Origin of the sequence: Halomicrococcus pelagicus (genome assembly GCF_051917725.1) — an archaeon.
Lineage (GTDB): Archaea > Halobacteriota > Halobacteria > Halobacteriales > Haladaptataceae > Halomicrococcus.
Genome location: NZ_JBQBLX010000009.1, coordinates 88,888 through 104,294, shown reverse-complemented (window position 1 = coordinate 104,294; position 15,407 = coordinate 88,888). Strand labels below are relative to the sequence as shown.

The 15,407-nt window shown below is 67.5% G+C and carries 13 protein-coding genes and 1 pseudogene; 8 read left to right on the top strand and 6 right to left on the bottom strand.

The window, feature by feature from the left end:
- Window positions 1-258 precede the first annotated feature (258 nt).
- Window positions 259-861: a TIGR00296 family protein gene (locus tag ACTF4R_RS20595; RefSeq protein ID WP_433625978.1), complete on the top strand. Its 603-nt coding sequence runs from the start codon at window positions 259-261 to the stop codon at window positions 859-861.
- Between the two features lie 12 nt (window positions 862-873).
- Here ACTF4R_RS20595 and ACTF4R_RS20590 read toward each other — a convergent pair whose 3' ends face one another.
- Together ACTF4R_RS20590 and ACTF4R_RS20585 are read right to left on the bottom strand one after the other, a co-directional pair.
- On the bottom strand, window positions 874-2,034 hold the full coding sequence (locus ACTF4R_RS20590; RefSeq protein ID WP_440010415.1) for a nicotinate phosphoribosyltransferase: 1,161 nt from the start codon (window positions 2,032-2,034) through the stop codon (window positions 874-876).
- A 58-nt stretch (window positions 2,035-2,092) separates the two neighbouring features.
- Window positions 2,093-3,592 carry an Hvo_1808 family surface protein gene (locus ACTF4R_RS20585; RefSeq protein ID WP_440010412.1) on the bottom strand — a complete coding sequence of 500 codons (1,500 nt, stop codon included), beginning with the start codon at window positions 3,590-3,592 and terminating at the stop codon, window positions 2,093-2,095.
- Between the two features lie 111 nt (window positions 3,593-3,703).
- Here ACTF4R_RS20585 and ACTF4R_RS20580 point away from each other — a divergent pair, with 111 nt between their 5' ends.
- Window positions 3,704-4,276: a cysteine hydrolase family protein gene (locus ACTF4R_RS20580; RefSeq protein WP_433625971.1), complete on the top strand. Its 573-nt coding sequence runs from the start codon at window positions 3,704-3,706 to the stop codon at window positions 4,274-4,276.
- Window positions 4,277-4,342: 66 nt separating this feature from the next.
- Here the strand turns inward: ACTF4R_RS20580 and ACTF4R_RS20575 are convergent, their stop codons facing one another.
- Window positions 4,343-5,215, bottom strand: coding sequence for a DUF8155 domain-containing protein (locus tag ACTF4R_RS20575; protein WP_440010410.1), 873 nt, complete (start codon window positions 5,213-5,215; stop codon window positions 4,343-4,345).
- Window positions 5,216-5,268: 53 nt separating this feature from the next.
- Between ACTF4R_RS20575 and ACTF4R_RS20570 the strand changes: the two genes are divergently transcribed.
- A complete protein-coding gene (locus tag ACTF4R_RS20570) occupies window positions 5,269-6,006 on the top strand; it encodes a lipoate--protein ligase family protein (protein ID WP_440010409.1) in 738 nt (245 codons plus the stop codon).
- Window positions 6,007-6,055: 49 nt separating this feature from the next.
- Here ACTF4R_RS20570 and ACTF4R_RS20565 read toward each other — a convergent pair whose 3' ends face one another.
- A complete protein-coding gene (locus tag ACTF4R_RS20565) occupies window positions 6,056-6,364 on the bottom strand; it encodes a hypothetical protein (protein ID WP_440010408.1) in 309 nt (102 codons plus the stop codon).
- A gap of 164 nt (window positions 6,365-6,528) precedes the next feature.
- On the opposite strand from ACTF4R_RS20565, the gene ACTF4R_RS20560 reads away from it, so the two are divergent.
- Together ACTF4R_RS20560 and ACTF4R_RS20555 are read left to right on the top strand one after the other, a co-directional pair.
- Window positions 6,529-7,884 (top strand): dihydroorotase, encoded by a 1,356-nt coding sequence (locus ACTF4R_RS20560; protein ID WP_440010405.1) that lies wholly within the window; start codon window positions 6,529-6,531, stop codon window positions 7,882-7,884.
- A gap of 38 nt (window positions 7,885-7,922) precedes the next feature.
- Window positions 7,923-8,633, top strand: coding sequence for a sugar phosphate nucleotidyltransferase (locus tag ACTF4R_RS20555; protein ID WP_440010402.1), 711 nt, complete (start codon window positions 7,923-7,925; stop codon window positions 8,631-8,633).
- Here the strand turns inward: ACTF4R_RS20555 and ACTF4R_RS20550 are convergent, their stop codons facing one another.
- Both ACTF4R_RS20550 and ACTF4R_RS20545 read right to left on the bottom strand, forming a co-directional pair.
- Window positions 8,634-9,218 carry an LURP-one-related/scramblase family protein gene (locus ACTF4R_RS20550; protein WP_440010400.1) on the bottom strand — a complete coding sequence of 195 codons (585 nt, stop codon included), beginning with the start codon at window positions 9,216-9,218 and terminating at the stop codon, window positions 8,634-8,636.
- Window positions 9,219-9,267: 49 nt separating this feature from the next.
- Window positions 9,268-11,151: an ABC transporter ATP-binding protein gene (locus tag ACTF4R_RS20545; RefSeq protein WP_440010444.1), complete on the bottom strand. Its 1,884-nt coding sequence runs from the start codon at window positions 11,149-11,151 to the stop codon at window positions 9,268-9,270.
- A gap of 209 nt (window positions 11,152-11,360) precedes the next feature.
- On the opposite strand from ACTF4R_RS20545, the pseudogene ACTF4R_RS20540 reads away from it, so the two are divergent.
- The 3 genes and pseudogenes from ACTF4R_RS20540 to uvrA all read left to right on the top strand — a co-directional run.
- A pseudogene (locus tag ACTF4R_RS20540) lies at window positions 11,361-11,492 on the top strand (AN1-type zinc finger domain-containing protein); the annotation flags it as partial.
- Between the two features lie 90 nt (window positions 11,493-11,582).
- Entirely contained in the window at window positions 11,583-11,879 is a 297-nt protein-coding gene (locus ACTF4R_RS20535) for a hypothetical protein (protein WP_440010447.1), read from the top strand.
- Window positions 11,880-11,998: 119 nt separating this feature from the next.
- On the top strand, window positions 11,999-14,941 hold the full coding sequence (uvrA, locus tag ACTF4R_RS20530) for an excinuclease ABC subunit UvrA (RefSeq protein WP_440010399.1): 2,943 nt from the start codon (window positions 11,999-12,001) through the stop codon (window positions 14,939-14,941).
- The last annotated feature ends 466 nt before the right edge of the window (window positions 14,942-15,407 follow it).

Here is a 15,407-nt window from a genome sequence, read left to right as displayed (position 1 = left end):
CTTTCCCGTGTCAAGGGGAGCATACCACGCGAAAGCTCTCCGCGGAGACGACCGACGGTCGACGTTTCCTCGTCTCCATCGTCGATTTCGCTCGCCCGCGAGACGCTCTCCCGGGCGCTCGAACGCCGTATTCCCGCCTACGCCGTATCGCTGACCGTAACGGGCGGAAATTTCACCGTACTATCTCACAACACCATCTTAAAACCGGCCAGATTGAAGGGAAGCGTTGAAGACGCTTCTGCCCATAAGGTGTTACGTATGTCTGAGGCACAGGCAGTGACCCTCACTTACGAGGATGGCACTCGCGCAGTCGAACTCGCTCGGGAGGCGGTCAATTCTTACGTGATAAACGGACAACGCGAGCAGCCCGGAAGCATGCGTGAGGCGTTCTACGCGCGGACCGGCGTCTTCGTCCGCCTGGAGTCCACGCGGGGGCGCGGAAGCCTGCGCGGGTGCGCCGGTGCCCACGAGACGAGCGAACAACTGGGCCACGTCATCGTCAACTCGGCCATCTCGGCGGCCAGCGACGACTCCTGCGGGTCGGAGGTCGAACCCGCGGAGCTCTCGAACCTCGAGATATCCGTGTTCGTCGTGGAAGACACCGTCCTGACCGACGACCCCGCGAACGACATCGAACTCGGCACGCACGGCGTCGCCGTCGAGGGGCGCGGCGAGCGTGCGTCGATGTTCCCGACGCTCCCCGTCGAGAACGACTGGAGCGCGTTCGAGTATCTGGACCGCACCTGCCGGAAGGCGGGGCTCCCGCGCGGTGCCTGGGAGGACGACGACGTCGCCGTCCTCCTGGTCGACGGGCCGGTGTTCCGCGAGCGCGAACCCGAGGGAAGCATCGAGCGAATCTGACCCGTCTGCCCGCTACTCTCGAAAGTCGACTGCCGCCGCGTCGTCGAGCGCTCGTTCCGACGCCTCGTCCAGGTCGAACTCCCGGACGAGTTCGCCGTCGCGGAGCAGCGGTTCCAGGATGGGTTCGCCGTCCGCCGGACCGTCGTGGCGCGCCAGACCGACGTGGTGACCGCCGTCGCGCGTGCGATACGCCTGTTTCTTGCCCGAGAGCTTGCCGCGCTTGGCCGCTGGCTCGCCGTCGACCTCCACGATGTCGAGCGAGAAGTCGACTGGCTCGGCGTTGCTGACGTGACTGCCGACGCCGAAGCCGTCCGCGACGTCCCGGAGTTCGCGCAGTTCCGCGGGACCGAGGCCGCCGCTCGCGAACACGTCCACGTCCTCGAACCCCCGGGCGTCGAGTTCCCAGCGCACCTCCCGGAGGATATGTCGGAAGTCCCCCCGGCGCGACCCGGTCGTGTCGATGCGGACGCTGTCGAGGTCGTCGCCGAGCGTCTCGGCGGCCCGTATCACCTCGTCCTTCTCGTCGGAGTAGGTGTCACAGAGCGCGACGCGCGGAACGTCCTCGGGGGCCGCGTCGTCGAACGCCGTCCACGCGGCCTCCTGTTCGCCGAAGCAGATGACGAGCGCGTGCGGCATCGTCCCGCTGGCCGACCGTCCCAGCAGTTCGCCGGCGGCGACGTGCGAGAACCCGTCGAGGCCCGCCAGCAGCGCCGACCGCTCGACCACCGCCGCGATGGAGGGGTGGACGTGGCGCGCGCCGAAACTCAGCACCTGCGAGTCGGGCGCGGCGACCCGTGCCTCCAGCGCGTTCGTCGCCATCCCCGAGGCGTGCGATAGGAAACCCAGCAGCGACGTCTCGTACCGGGCGAACTCGAGGTACCGCCCCTCGACGGTGAGGACGGGACCGCCGTCGAACAGCCGTCCCTCGGGCATCGCGTCCACGTCGACGGGGAGCCCTTCGAGCAGGTGGGCGGCGTCTTTCAGCCCAGCCAGCACCTCGAACTCGCCGGTCGGGAACTGGTCGGCGGTCACCTCCGCGACGACGTGGGGGTTCCTGTCGGCCGCGTCAAGCGTGGTCTCCGTCCGCAGGAAGTAGGCGTCGGTCGCGCTTCCGTCTCGGATGGCGTCCTCGGGAATCACGTCGAACGGCCCGTTCCCCGGTTCGTCGGTCATGGTCGGGGCTACTCTCGGGCAACGCGATAAAGGTCCGGATTCGAGGAGAGAGGGCCGCTTACTGCTTCGGCGCAGCGCCGGCGTGCACGTCCGAGAGGTCGCCGACGGACGGCGCGTTGACGATGACGACCGTATCACCCTTCTGCTGGACGTAGAAGGCGTCGTTGAACCCGTTCTTCGGGGGAATCTTCCAGGTGTTCGCGCGGCCGTCGACCCTCTTCGCGTCGCGATACTGGAGCAGACGCTCGTACGTGTCGACGAACTGCCGGGCGTCCTTCCTGGAGTCCCACTTCGTCTTGAACACGTAGCCAGTCTCGTTCGCCGCGGCCCGACCGTTCGTGTAGACGGCGATGCGGTCGCCGTCCCAGCCCGCCGACGGTTCGCTCCTGTAGTTCAGCGGGTCGAACTTCGCGGGCTCGCCGTTCTTCCTGTTGACGAACTTGTCGAACGGGATTATCTGGGTCTTCCCCTGGCTCTCGTAGGTCGGATAGGTGAACATCGACATGATGCCGGCCTCGCCGACCTTGGCGTAGTTCGGCCGTCCCTTCGGTTCGAGGCGCTGCCAACCGTTGCTCGTGGTGTCCCGGATGCTGACGTCGGCGGGCGCGTCCGTGCCGTACTTCTTCGGGTGGATGACCTGCTCGGTACTGGCGGGCGGGTCCTGGTACAGGTCGTTGACGGCCTGCCAGCCTCCGTTCTGGCGGACGGACTTCACGAACGGCGGACCGTCGCTGTACGGCTGGAACTTCAGCAGGTACGGTCCGATGTTGGCGAGGTCGCCGCCACCGCCCCCGTCACCCTCGTTCTGGGGGAGCAGACAGGTACCCTTCCAGGCGTTCTTGCAGCGCTGTTCGTAGAGGTAGTCGACGTAGTTGCCGTCGCCCTCGACGATTCCGTCGACGGCGTTGTGGTCCTCGCGGGTCCGCTGGTCGAATTTGGAGAGGTTGTACTTCTGGTCCTGGAGCGCGTGGAACAGCTCCTGGGCCAGTGTGATTTCGTTCATCTTCGGCGCGGACTCGTTGTTCGAGATGATGACGATGGACTCCTTCTTCGGGCTGTAGTACCCGCCGACCGACGACCCCGTGTTCCGGTTCTGGACGGCGATGGAGTCGGTCGACTCGCCGACCATCATCAGGGCTTCGTACTTGACGTTGTCGAACGTCCGACGCTTCGGCGGCGTCTTCTGGCTCTGCTGGTTCTTCTTGAACTCCGAGCGCGAGACGATCTTGACGGGCACCTTCTTCTCGAACTCCAGTTGCCGAATCTTCTCGACGCGAGCCATCGCGCGATTGACGACCGCGTCCATCTCGGAGTCGTTCAGTCCGTCCGACCGGGTGACGTTGATGGTCTCGTTGTACCACACTCCGTTCTCCCATCCCAGAACGTCGGAATCGGGGTCGGGCGGATGAACGACCGCCGCGCCGTCGCCGGGCGCGGCCGTCGCCTGCGTTCCCTGGGTCGTCGCGTTCGGTCCGGTCGTCGTGTCCGTGCCCGGTGCCTGCGAACAACCGGCGAGCACGAGCATGACCGCGACCGCGATGGCAGTGACAGTTCGCATTCCTGTAGACGCCACGAAGGACTACTGTATAAAAAATGCCGTGAAAATTTCGGCGGTCGACATGTACAGGAGTGCGAAAACGTTTCGTACCGACCATACCTACCATCGAACATGAACTTCGACCCCGACTCCACGGCGGTCGTCGTCGTCGACATGCAGAACGGGTTCTGCCATCCAGACGGGAGCCTGTACGCGCCCGGCAGCGAGGAGGCCATCGCTCCGGCCCGGTCGCTGATATCGCGAGCCGACGAAGCGGGCGCGTCGGTCCTGTTCACCAAGGACGTCCACCCGCCGGAACAGTTCGAGGGCAACCACTACTACGACGAGTTCGAGCGCTGGGGCGAACACGTCGTCGAGGGGACGTGGGAGACCGAAATCGTCGAGGAGCTTCCCGTCGAGGACGCCGACCACGTCGTCGAGAAGTACACCTACGACGCCTTCCACGAGACCGAACTCGAGGGGTACCTCGACGCCCACGGCATCGACGACCTGCTCTTCTGTGGCACGCTGGCGAACGTCTGCGTGCTCCACACCGCCGGCAGCGCTGGCCTCCGCGATTTCAAGCCAGTGCTCGTCGAGGAGGCCATCGGCTACATCGAGGAGGAACACCACGAGTACGCCACCGACCACGCCACCTGGCTGTTCGGCGAGAGCACCTCGCTGGACGACCTGACCTTCGAGTAGCCGGCTACGGCGCGTTCCGGACGGTCGGTCCGACGGCGGGCGCTCCGGGAGTGGTGAGCGCGGACGCTATCGGTGAACGGTCACCTCGACGCGCTCGCCCGGGGCGAACTCGTGGTCCGGACAGACCAGTTTCGCGCCGAACGCCTCGCGGGAGACGAACAGCGAGACGCCGGTGATGGCCGTCCCGTTGGCGCGCACCTCGACGTCGTCCCACGCGACGGTTCGCCCGTTCGCCGTCCCGACGCGCCGCCCCGCGAGCGAGACGGGACCGTCGCCCGAGGGGAGCAGACCACCGCCCTCGTAGTGGGGGAGGCCGCCGTCGAGCACCGCACCTCCGTCGTTCGCTGCGTCCGCGCCACCCGGGGTGCCCGCGATGCCGGCGAACCGCTCGCCCGGCGCGGGATGTTCGGGGGCGTCGAGTACGACGTACGTCTCGCCGCGCGAGACGACGCGGCCCGTGCCGTCCCACGCGACCGGGTCGACGTCGACCGCGACGTCGACCGGCAGCGACCCCGAGGCGCGCAGGGCGTCGGCGTCGCGGTCGCGGAACCCGAGGTGGACGTGGTTGCCGACCCAGGGGGCGAAAAAGCCCGAACGCACCAGTTCGCCCAGCGAGTCGCCGACCCGGACCTCGTCGCCGGGGGCGACCCCGGGGTCGACGTGGAGGACGCGAGCGAGGTGGTCGCCCGTGTCGACGACGATGAGATGGTCGCGTTCGACGGCGTAGGGTTTCGACGGCGCGTCGACGGTTCGCGTGGCGACGACCTCGCCGGCGACGGGCGACGGCGCGGCTTTCGCGCGACTTCCGCCGTCCGCGTCCGCCGCCTCGCCGCCGGGGTAGAGGTCGATGGCACAGCCCTCGTCGTGGGAGACGTACGGCGAGTTGTACAGCGAGAACCGCGGAAAGGGAGCGAGCGCGTCTGCGGGCAGCGTGACCATACCGGCGGTTCGGACGGGGAGCGTTTACATACGTCGGGTCACAATGGGGGGGTATGCGCGTGCTCCGTGGCCGGGCGCCGACCCGGGACGAGGACCGGACAGTGACCGCGGAGATGCTCGCGGACACCGCGGAGTCGGGCGAATCTGCGGTCCGCGTCTGGACGCCCCACCGGCAGGTCGCGTTCGGGCGGCGCGACGCGCGCGCCGACGACTTCGACGTGGCCAAGTCGGTCGCGCGAGCCTGCGGGTTCGAACCGGTCGAACGCAGCGTCGGCGGGCGCGCGGTCGCCTACACCGGGACGACGGTCGCGTTCGCGCGGACCGTCCCGCTCTCGGACATGCGGACCGGGATGGAGGAGCGGTACGTCGAGACGACTCGGGCGGTCCAGCGTGCGCTCTGGCGGGTCGGCGTGCCCGCCCAGCGCGGCGAACCGCCGCGGTCGTTCTGCGCGGGCGACTACTCGCTCCAGTGGAACGGCAAGATAGCGGGCGTCGCCCAGCGGGTCCAGTCCGGCGCGGCGCTCGTCTCCGGCGTCGTCGTCGTCGACGACCACGGCGAGATTGCCGGCGCGCTCGACCCCATCTACGCCGCGCTCGACGTGCCCTTCGACCCCGACTCCGTGGGGAGCGTCGCCCGCGCCGAGGGCGACGCCGACCCCGAGCGCGTCGCTGCCGTCGTCGAGGAACTGCTCGTCGGCGACGCCAGCGCGACCGTCGAGGTCGTGGGCCGGGACGACGCCGAGACGGCCCCCTCGAAGGCGAGTCGGGCGGCGGAACCGGCGGAGGACTGACCGCACGGCCGACGCGGTGCGACGTCTTTCTGGCGGTCGAGTCGACCGACTACGTGATGGCGAGCGCCACGTACACGTTCCAGAGGAGGGTGAGGGCAGCGAGCACCACCACCCCGACGTAGGCGGCCCCGACGCGCTGTGAGAAGGCCGGGTACGCGACGTACGTGACGTACCCGGCGAGGACGGTTGCGACCACCGTCGCGCCGAGGAGGGCCGTGGACATGACCGGGAGCGTCGGGTCCGGGTGCGACGCGAGCGCGGCGTAGGAGACGCCGGCACCCGCGACGAGTCCCGCGACGACGAGCGCGGAGGCGGCGAGTCGAAGCCGGGAACGCCAGGGTGGGTGTCGGAGTGCCATAGTGGTGTGCCAGCAAGTATCGTGAATCGAACGGCGTCGGTGAACAAAGTACTACCGGCGGGCTACCGCTTCGCCGGCCGTCACCGTCGGTTCTCGACCGTTCCGGCCGACGCTCGTCTCCCCGGACTCGAAACCTTATAGCGCTCGACGCGAGAACGGCCGATATGCTCACCATCCGGGACGCGACGCTGGCAGACGGCAGCCGGCGCGACGTTCGCATCGACACCGACGCGGGCCGCATCGCCGCCGTCGGCTCCTCGCTCACCGAGTCCGGCGACGTCGTCGACGCCGCGGGGAACCTCCTCCTGCCGGGCGCCATCGACGCCCACGTCCACTTCCGCCAGCCGGGCTTTCCCCACAAGGAGACGTGGGAGACGGGCAGCACGAGCGCCGCGGCGGGCGGCGTGACGACCGTCGTCGACCAGCCGAACACGGACCCGCCGACGGTCGACGGGCCGGCCTTCGACGAGAAGGCCGACCTCGCCGACGCCTCGCTCGTCGACTACGGCATCAACGGCGGCGTCACGGCCGACTGGAATCCGGACGAACTGTTCGACCGCCCCGTGCTCGCGCTCGGCGAGGTGTTCCTCGCCGACTCGACGGGCGAGATGGGCATCGACGAGGACCTGTTCCGCGAGGCGCTCGAACGCGCGAGCGACGAGTACGTGGTCGTCACGGTCCACGCGGAGGACGCCGACCTGTTCGACGAGAGCGTGCTGCCACGCGGCACGAACGCGAACGGCGGAGCCGCGAGTGTGGAGGGGCGCGACGACGCCGAAGCCTGGAGCGCCTACCGCACCGCCGACGCGGAGATAGCGGCGGTCGAGCGCGCGCTCGACCTCGCGGACGATACGGGCGCGCGCGTCCACGTCGCCCACACGAGCACGCCGGAGGCGGTCGACGCCGCGGCGGCCGCGGGCGCGACCTGCGAGGTGACGCCCCACCACATGTTCCTCTCGCGCGACGAACTCTCCGAACTCGGCACGCGCGGGCGGATGAACCCCCCGCTGCGCGGCGAGGAGCGACGCGAGGGCGTGTTCGCTCGGGTGGCGAACGGCACGGTCGACGTCGTCGCCACCGACCACGCCCCCCACACGCGCGAGGAGAAGGACGCCGGCATCTGGGACGCGCCCAGCGGCGTTCCCGGAGTGGAGACGATGCTCCCGCTCCTGTTAGAGCAGGCCCGGAAGGGCAACCTGAGCTACGACCGCGTCGCCGACCTCACGGCGCGCAACCCCTCCGAGATATTCGGACTGCCCCGGAAGGGTCGAATCGAGGAGGGTCGGATGGCAGACCTCGTGCTCGTCGACCCCGACGCGACCCGCGAAATCCGCGGTGAGGACCTCCACTCGAAGTGCGGGTGGACGCCGTTCGAGGGCTGGAACGGCGTCTTCCCCCGACTGACGATGGTCCGCGGGTCCGTGGTGTACGAAGCCCACGACGCCTCGCTGACCCCGGACGGCGTCGGCCCCGCGGACGGCGAGTTCGGTGACGCGGTCGGCGAGAACGTGCGCGAGTAACCCGAAACCCCTTCCGCGGACGCGTCGTGCGCCCGCTCATGCAAGCCGTCGTCCTCGCCGCCGGGGAGGGAACGCGTCTCAGACCGTTGACCGCCGAGAAACCGAAGGCGCTCGTCGACGTCGCGGGGAAGCCGCTGCTGACGCGCTGTTTCGAGGCGCTGTTGACTGTCGACCCCGAGGAGTTCGTGGTCGTCGTGGGCTACGAGGGCGACCGTATCGTCGAGCAGTACGGCGATTCGTTCTCCGGCGTGCCCGTCACCTACGCGTGGCAGGACGAACGGGAGGGGATGGCCCACGCGCTATTGCAGGCTCGCCCGCACGTCGACGGCCGGTTCGTCTGCGCGGACGGCGACTGCGTGTTCGAGGCGGACCTCGCACCGCTCGTCGAGCGAGCGCGGGAGTCGGGCGTCGACGCCGTCCAGCACGTCGAGCGCGTCCCGCCCGAAGTCGCCCGCGAGAAGGCAATCTGCGAGGTGGACGGCGACGAACTCCGGGGCATCGAGAAGGAACCGGACGACCCGCCGGAGCGCAGCCTCGTCGCGGGCGGGGTCGCCGTCTATCACCCCGCCATCTTCGCGGCGTGCGAGGCGACCGGTTACTCCGAACGCGGCGAGCGCGAACTCGCGGAGTCCATCCAGCGGTTCGTCGACGCCGGCAATACGATGCTGGCGCTGACGCTCGACGGCTGGTCGACGAACGTCAACACGCCCGGAGAGCGCGAGGCGGCCGTGGACCGACTGCGGGAGTAGCTAGTTCCCCTCCAGCGCGTCGATGGCGACCGCACCCGCGACGAGCGCGGTCCGGGGGAGTGCCCCGGGGTCGTCGATGCGGATGTCGTAGACGTCCCGGAGCGAGAATCGCCCCGCTATCTCGCCGACCTGCCGACCGTCGCTGCTCCGGATGTCGTACTTGTGCGGAAGAAACGAGAGCACGTCGACGAGCGACCGCAACGCCTCTAGGACGGCGCTCCGGGACTCGACCGTCGCCAGCACCTCGCCGTCCGGGCGTTTGAGGGTCCACTTGTGGTGGAAGAAGGTGAAGTTCTTCGTCAGTACGAGCACCGTCTCGTCGGTACGTTCGTCGACGAGGGCGTAGTCGCCGGCCACGTCGAGGAGGTTCTTCGCCTTCACCCGGAAGACGGTGTCGCCGTCGGCGTCCGAGAAGGGGAACTCCTCTTTCATCTTCAGGAGCTTCTGTCTCGTCTGCAGGACGAGGTTCCCCTTAGAGTCGTACACCCGGTACTTGTTCCGGAAGAGACTCTGTTTGACCGTGTACTCGTCGTCGCCGAGTTCGAGACCCAGGATGGTCTCGCCGCCTCGAAGTTCGTCGCTCATGGTCGCTCGTTTCTCACGGTTTCCTATTTAAATCTGGGGCGATTCGTCCTCACTCGCCCTCGGCGGGAGCGTCGGCGCGCTCGACCCGCGCTTGCCGCCGAATCGCCCGTTCGAGGAACTCCCGGGGAAGGTCGTCGATGTCGCCCGCCTGCACCCGCCAGAGGTTCGCGTAGAGGCCGTCCCGGGCGAGCAGTTCCGCGTGGGTGCCGCGCTCGACGACCTCGCCGTCGTCGAGCACGAGTATCCGGTCCGCGTCCCTGACGGTCGAGAGCCGGTGGGCGATGACGAACGTCGTCTTGTCGGCGGCGAGGTCTGCGAGACTCTGCCTGATGAGCGCCTCCGTCTCGGTGTCGACGTGGCTCGTCGCCTCGTCCAGCACGAGGACGTCCGGGTCCTTGAGAATCGTCCGAGCGATGACGATGCGCTGGCGCTGGCCGCCCGACAGCTTCACGCCGCGCTCGCCGACCATCGTGTCGTAGCCGTCGGGCAGGTTCCGGACGAACTCGTGGGCCTGCGCCGCCTTCGCCGCTTCCACGACCGCCTCGTCGCTGGCGTCGAAGGAGCCGTACGCGACGTTCTCCCTGACGGTGCCGTAGAAGAGGAACGGCTCCTGGCTGACGTAGCCGATGGCCCGCCTGAGACTCCGGAGGTTCACGTCCCTGACGTCCGTGCCGTCGACGCGTATCGCGCCCTCGTCCACGTCGTACATCCGCAACAACAGCTTGAGCACCGTCGACTTCCCGGTTCCCGTCGGGCCGACGAGCGCCAGCGTCTCGCCGCGCTCGACGGTCAGGTCGACGTTCGAGACGACCGGCTCGCCGTCGTCCTCGGCGTGGCGGTAGCCGAAGCTCACGTCGTCGTACTCGACGCGCCCGCGGCTCACCCGGAGGTCCGGGGCGTCCTCGCTGGCTTCGAGCGTCCCGCGCTCGTTCAGCAGGCCGAACACGCGAGCGCTGGAGGCTTCCGACCGCTGGTACATGTTGATTATCTGGCCGAACTGCGCCATCGGCCAGACGAACTGCTGGCTGAGGACGATGAACGTCACGAACTCGCCGGGGTCGAGCGTCCCCGTGAGCGGCCAGGGCGGGCCGACGACCAGCCAGTAGCCGCCGACGGCGAACGTGACGACGAAGCCGACGCCGGTGATGAGGCTCAGACCGGGGAAGAACGTGATGCGGGTCCGGATGGCGTCCCAGTTGGCGTCGTAGTACGCCCGGGACGCGTCCGCGACGCGGCCGCTCTCGAACGCCTCGGCGCTCTCGGCCTTGATGGCCGCGATGCCGCCGAGGTTGTTCTCGAGCCGGGAGTTGAGCGCGCCGACGCTGGCCCGCATCGCGGCGTACTTCGGCTGTATCGTCCGGACGAACAGGTAGGTGAACGCGGCGAGCAGCGGCACCGGCAGGAGCGCGACGAGCGCGAGCTGGGGGTTCAGCGTGACCATGACCCAGCCGATGCCGAGCACGGTCACGCCGATGCGAAGCGCGGAACTCAGGCCGTCGTTCAGGAACGTCTCGAGCTGGTTCACGTCGTTGTTGAGGACGCTCATCAGCTCGCCGGTCTGGCGGTCGTCGAAGAAGTCCATGTCCAGCGACTGCATTGCGTCGTAGGTGTCGATCCGGAGCGCGTGCTGGACGCGCTGGGCGAAGGCGTTCCACCCCCAGTTCTGGAGCCACGAGAACGCCGCTCCGACGACGAACGACCCCGCGATGATGGCGACCGAGAGCCGGAGCTGTCCGAGCGGGGTCTCCGGCACCAGAGAGGCCGGCAGGAACGCCAGCCGGTAGGCGCGCCGGTCGAGGAACACCGCGTCGATGGCGAGTCCGAGGACGACCGGCGGAACCAGTCCCAGCAGTCGGGACAGTACCGTCGCCACCAGCCCGACCGCGAACTGCGGCGTCGACTCCCGGCCGTACTCCGCGTAGAGCCGCCACATCGAGCCGTCGCTCGTCAGTTCCGCCTCGGGTCGTTCGCTCGCGTCGTCGTTCGCGCTGAATCGTTTCACCAATCGACGCACCTACGGTCCCGGTGGCTATGTGCCTTTCAGTCGTTCTCGTCTCGTGCGGTCGAAGAATACTATCTCACAGGCCGGACTTTGGAGCATGGTGGCAACCTCGAAGACCAACTAAATGATAATTAATTTATATGTCGGATGTCTATCGTGTATCGATGCCAACTTGCGCGGAATGTGGTGAGGATTACACTTCGATGGAGAACACCTGTCGCTACTGCAAGCAGGGTTTCTGTCCGGACCATCGTCTTCCCGAAAACCACGACTGCCCCGGGCTACGTCATCAGAACGTCGACACACGCCATTTCGAGAGTACGTTCGACGATTCAGTCGACGCTTCGTCTTCGAGTCGACCGATGACGGAGACGGAGAGTATCGAAACGCAACGAACGCCGGGAAACAGCCGTAATCTGGAGCCTGAATCGAGTCCAGATGTTCGCCCCGATGGGTCACTGGCGACAGATTCGGGCTCGAATGTCAATGAACACGAGAAAACGAATAGCGGGAAAATCTGGTGGTGGATGAGCCACCGTGCTGCTGCTACCGGTCGATTCGCTTTCTGGATTGTCAAAGGCACTGCCTACATCGCTCTGGTGACCGTCGTTGCAGTCGCTGTCCTCGACTTCGTCTTCGGACTCTCGATACTGTTCTGAGTAGTGTTCGACTGCCGACCGAGTTTTCTCGTCGAACGTCCTCCTGTCGCTTCACTTTCGCTCCGCTTTCTCGCGCAACCGACAAACATAGGCCGATGCGGTCGCTGTCTTACCCATAGATGAGCAAGGAGTACATCGACGTCCGGGGGGCCGAGGAACACAACCTCAAGGACCTCGACGTCCGGATTCCACGAGAGGAGTTCAACGTGGTGACCGGCCTGTCGGGGTCGGGGAAGTCCTCGCTCGCGTTCGAGACGGTGTACGCCGAGGGGCAGCGCCGCTACATCGAGAGCCTGTCGGCCTACGCCCGCAACTTCCTCGGGCAGATGGACAAGCCGCAGGTCGAGAACGTCGAGGGACTGTCGCCGGCTATCTCCATCGACCAGAAGAACGCGGCGAACAACCCCCGCTCGACCGTCGGCACGGTGACGGAACTGCACGACTACCTCCGCCTGCTGTACGCCCGGGTCGGTACGCCCCACTGTCCGGAGTGCGGGCAGGAGGTGGGCGAACAGAGCGCCCAGAACATGGTCCGACGGGTGCTCGAACTCCCGGAGGGGACGAAGGCGAAGATAGCCGCCCCCGTCGTCCGCGACCAGAAGGGGGCGTTCGCGGACCTGTTCGACGACCTCGTCTCCGAGGGGTACTCCCGCGTCGAGGTCGACGACGAGGAGTTCGACCTGACGTTGGACCGCCCGGACCTCGACAAGAACTACGACCACGACATCGACGTCATCGTCGACCGCGTGAAGGTCAGCGAGGAGGCGCGTTCGCGCATCACCGACAGCGTCGAGACGGCACTGGAGGAGGCCGACGGCGTGATGAAGCTGATCGTGTCGGACCCGCCGGAGGACGCCGACCTGGGTACCGAGGCTCGCTCCACCGGCGACCTGGCGGGGGACGACGACGACCGCCTCGTCGTCGAGTTCTCCGAGGACCTGGCCTGCACCCACTGCGGCATCGACTTCCGGGAGATAGAGACCCGGAGCTTCTCGTTCAACAGCCCCCACGGCGCGTGTCCGGAGTGCGAGGGCATCGGCGAGACGAAGGAGGTCGACGAGGACCTCGTCGTCGTCGACGAGAGCAAACCCCTGAAACACGTCTTCGAGCCGTGGCGCTACCAGCGGACGTACTACCGGCGCCAGATAGACAACGTCGCCGACCACTTCGGCGTCAGCGTCGACACGCCGTTCGAGGACCTGGACGAGGACGTACAGCGAGCGTTCCTCTACGGCACGGACGAGACGGTCCACTTCGAGTGGACGACGAAGAACGGCGTCCGCGAGAAGGACGAGCGGTTCGAGGGCGTCATCCCGAACCTCGAACGCCGGTACGTCGAGACGGACTCGGACTCGACCCGCGACCATATCGAGGACTACATGGCGGTGACGACGTGCCCGGTCTGTGAAGGGACGCGTCTCAACGACCAGAGCCGGTCGGTGTACGTGGAGGGGACCTCCATCACCGAGGTCAACCAGATGTCCATCGGCGACGCCCTGGAGCACTTCGAGAACCTCGAAGCGAACCTCTCGCCGCGCGACACGAAGATAGCGGAGGAGATTCTCAAGGAGATCCGCGCTCGCCTCGGATTCATGGAGGAGGTCGGCCTGGAGTACCTCACCCTCGACCGCGAGGCGTCGACGCTCTCCGGCGGCGAGAGCCAGCGTATCCGGCTCGCGACGCAGGTCGGGTCCGGCCTCGTCGGCGTGCTCTACGTGCTCGACGAGCCCTCCATCGGACTGCACCAGCGGGACAACGACCGCCTGCTGAACACCCTCGAAGGGCTGCGCGACCTCGGCAACACACTCATCGTCGTCGAACACGACGAGGAGACGATGCGCCGCGCCGACAACGTCATCGACATGGGTCCCGGCCCCGGAAAGCGCGGCGGCGAAGTGGTCGCGCAGGGCGACGTCGAGGAGATAATGGCCCACGACGAGAGCATCACCGGCGACTACCTCGCCGGCCGGAAGGAGATTCCGGTCCCCGACGACCGCCGCGACAGCGACGCTGCGCTGGTCGTCCGGGGGGCGCGCCAGCACAACCTCAAGGACGTCGACGTCGAGATTCCCGTCGGCCAGTTCTCCGCCATCACGGGCGTCTCCGGGTCCGGAAAGTCCACGCTGATGCACGACATCCTCTACAAGGGACTCGCCCGCGAGATGAACGACAACACGAGCGTCGACCCCGGGGACCACGACGCCATCGATGGAATCGAGAACGTCGAGAAGGTGCGGCTCATCGACCAGTCGCCCATCGGTCGGACGCCGCGCTCGAACCCCGCGACGTACACCGGCGTCTTCGACTACGTCCGCGAGCTGTTCGCGGAGACGAAACTCGCCAAGCAGCGCGGCTACGAGAAGGGCCGCTTCTCGTTCAACGTGAAGGGCGGCCGCTGCGAGGAGTGCGGCGGACAGGGCACGGTGAAGATCGAGATGAACTTCCTCTCGGACGTGTACGTCCCCTGCGAGGAGTGCGGCGGCGAGCGGTACAACGACGAGACGCTGGACGTCACCTACAAGGACGCCACCATCTCCGACGTGCTCGACATGAGCGTCGAGGAGGCGTACGACTTCTTCGAGGCGAACTCCCAGATTCGTCGCCGCCTCAAACTGCTGAAGGACGTCGGCCTCGACTACATGAAGCTCGGCCAGCCCTCGACGACCCTCTCGGGCGGCGAGGCCCAGCGCATCAAGCTCGCCGAGGAACTCGGCAAGAAGGACAGCGGCGACACGCTGTACCTGCTGGACGAACCGACGACGGGGCTGCACAAGGAGGACGAGCGCAAACTCATCGAAGTGCTCCAGCGCCTGTCCGACCAGGGCAACACCGTCGTCGTCATCGAGCACGAACTCGACCTCGTGAAGAACGCCGACAACGTCATCGACCTCGGCCCGGAGGGCGGCGAGAACGGCGGCGACGTCGTCGCCACCGGGACGCCCGAGGAGGTCGCCCGGAACGACGACTCCCACACGGGACGGTACCTGCGGGACAAACTGCCGGGCGTCGACATCGAGGGGCCGCGCTCGGACCGGCGCGCCCCCGCGGCGATGGACGACTGAGCGGCCGACCTCGTTTTCGATACGCCGTCTCCCGGTGGCACCGTCGCGCCGACGAGGGGGCGTCCGCCGCGTACTCGCGCGATACGGGGACCGTACTGACTTCGACGGGACGGGCGCCGCGCGTTTCTCGACCGGTCGTTCCGCGACCGCAGATTTCGACGGCCGCGCACCTGGTCAGCGCTTCGCTAAGACGATAGGGAGACGCTGGAAGCGCGACGGAGTCGAGTTCGTCGAGAACGTCGGTGTCCCTCGTCCGGTGGCGCTCGCCCGGGAACGGACGGCCGACTCCCGAGAGGACGGGGACTGTTCGGCCGAACCCCGGACCTACGACGCTCGCCGAGCACGGGACGACGGTCGGCGCGCCGCGGTCGGCGTAGTCGGACTCCGTAGATGTATTTTATCGACGTCCTCTGAGGAGAACGACGGCAAGAGGGGCTGAAACGCGGAGAATGGCCGCGTTATCCGA

Bases quoted from the DNA above. Each gene is read 5' to 3' on its own strand.
- ACTF4R_RS20535 (WP_440010447.1), top strand. From the start codon at position 11,583: ATGACGGAGACGGAGAGTATCGAAACGCAACGAACGCCGGGAAACAGC.
- ACTF4R_RS20595 (WP_433625978.1), top strand. From the start codon at position 259: ATGTCTGAGGCACAGGCAGTGACCCTCACTTACGAGGATGGCACTCGC.
- ACTF4R_RS20580 (WP_433625971.1), top strand. From the start codon at position 3,704: ATGAACTTCGACCCCGACTCCACGGCGGTCGTCGTCGTCGACATGCAG.
- ACTF4R_RS20550 (WP_440010400.1), bottom strand. From the start codon at position 9,218: ATGAGCGACGAACTTCGAGGCGGCGAGACCATCCTGGGTCTCGAACTC.
- ACTF4R_RS20585 (WP_440010412.1), bottom strand. From the start codon at position 3,592: ATGCGAACTGTCACTGCCATCGCGGTCGCGGTCATGCTCGTGCTCGCC.
- ACTF4R_RS20560 (WP_440010405.1), top strand. From the start codon at position 6,529: ATGCTCACCATCCGGGACGCGACGCTGGCAGACGGCAGCCGGCGCGAC.
- ACTF4R_RS20545 (WP_440010444.1), bottom strand. From the start codon at position 11,151: ATGTGGCGGCTCTACGCGGAGTACGGCCGGGAGTCGACGCCGCAGTTC.
- ACTF4R_RS20590 (WP_440010415.1), bottom strand. From the start codon at position 2,034: ATGACCGACGAACCGGGGAACGGGCCGTTCGACGTGATTCCCGAGGAC.
- ACTF4R_RS20575 (WP_440010410.1), bottom strand. From the start codon at position 5,215: ATGGTCACGCTGCCCGCAGACGCGCTCGCTCCCTTTCCGCGGTTCTCG.
- ACTF4R_RS20565 (WP_440010408.1), bottom strand. From the start codon at position 6,364: ATGGCACTCCGACACCCACCCTGGCGTTCCCGGCTTCGACTCGCCGCC.
- ACTF4R_RS20555 (WP_440010402.1), top strand. From the start codon at position 7,923: ATGCAAGCCGTCGTCCTCGCCGCCGGGGAGGGAACGCGTCTCAGACCG.
- uvrA (WP_440010399.1), top strand. From the start codon at position 11,999: ATGAGCAAGGAGTACATCGACGTCCGGGGGGCCGAGGAACACAACCTC.
- ACTF4R_RS20570 (WP_440010409.1), top strand. From the start codon at position 5,269: ATGCGCGTGCTCCGTGGCCGGGCGCCGACCCGGGACGAGGACCGGACA.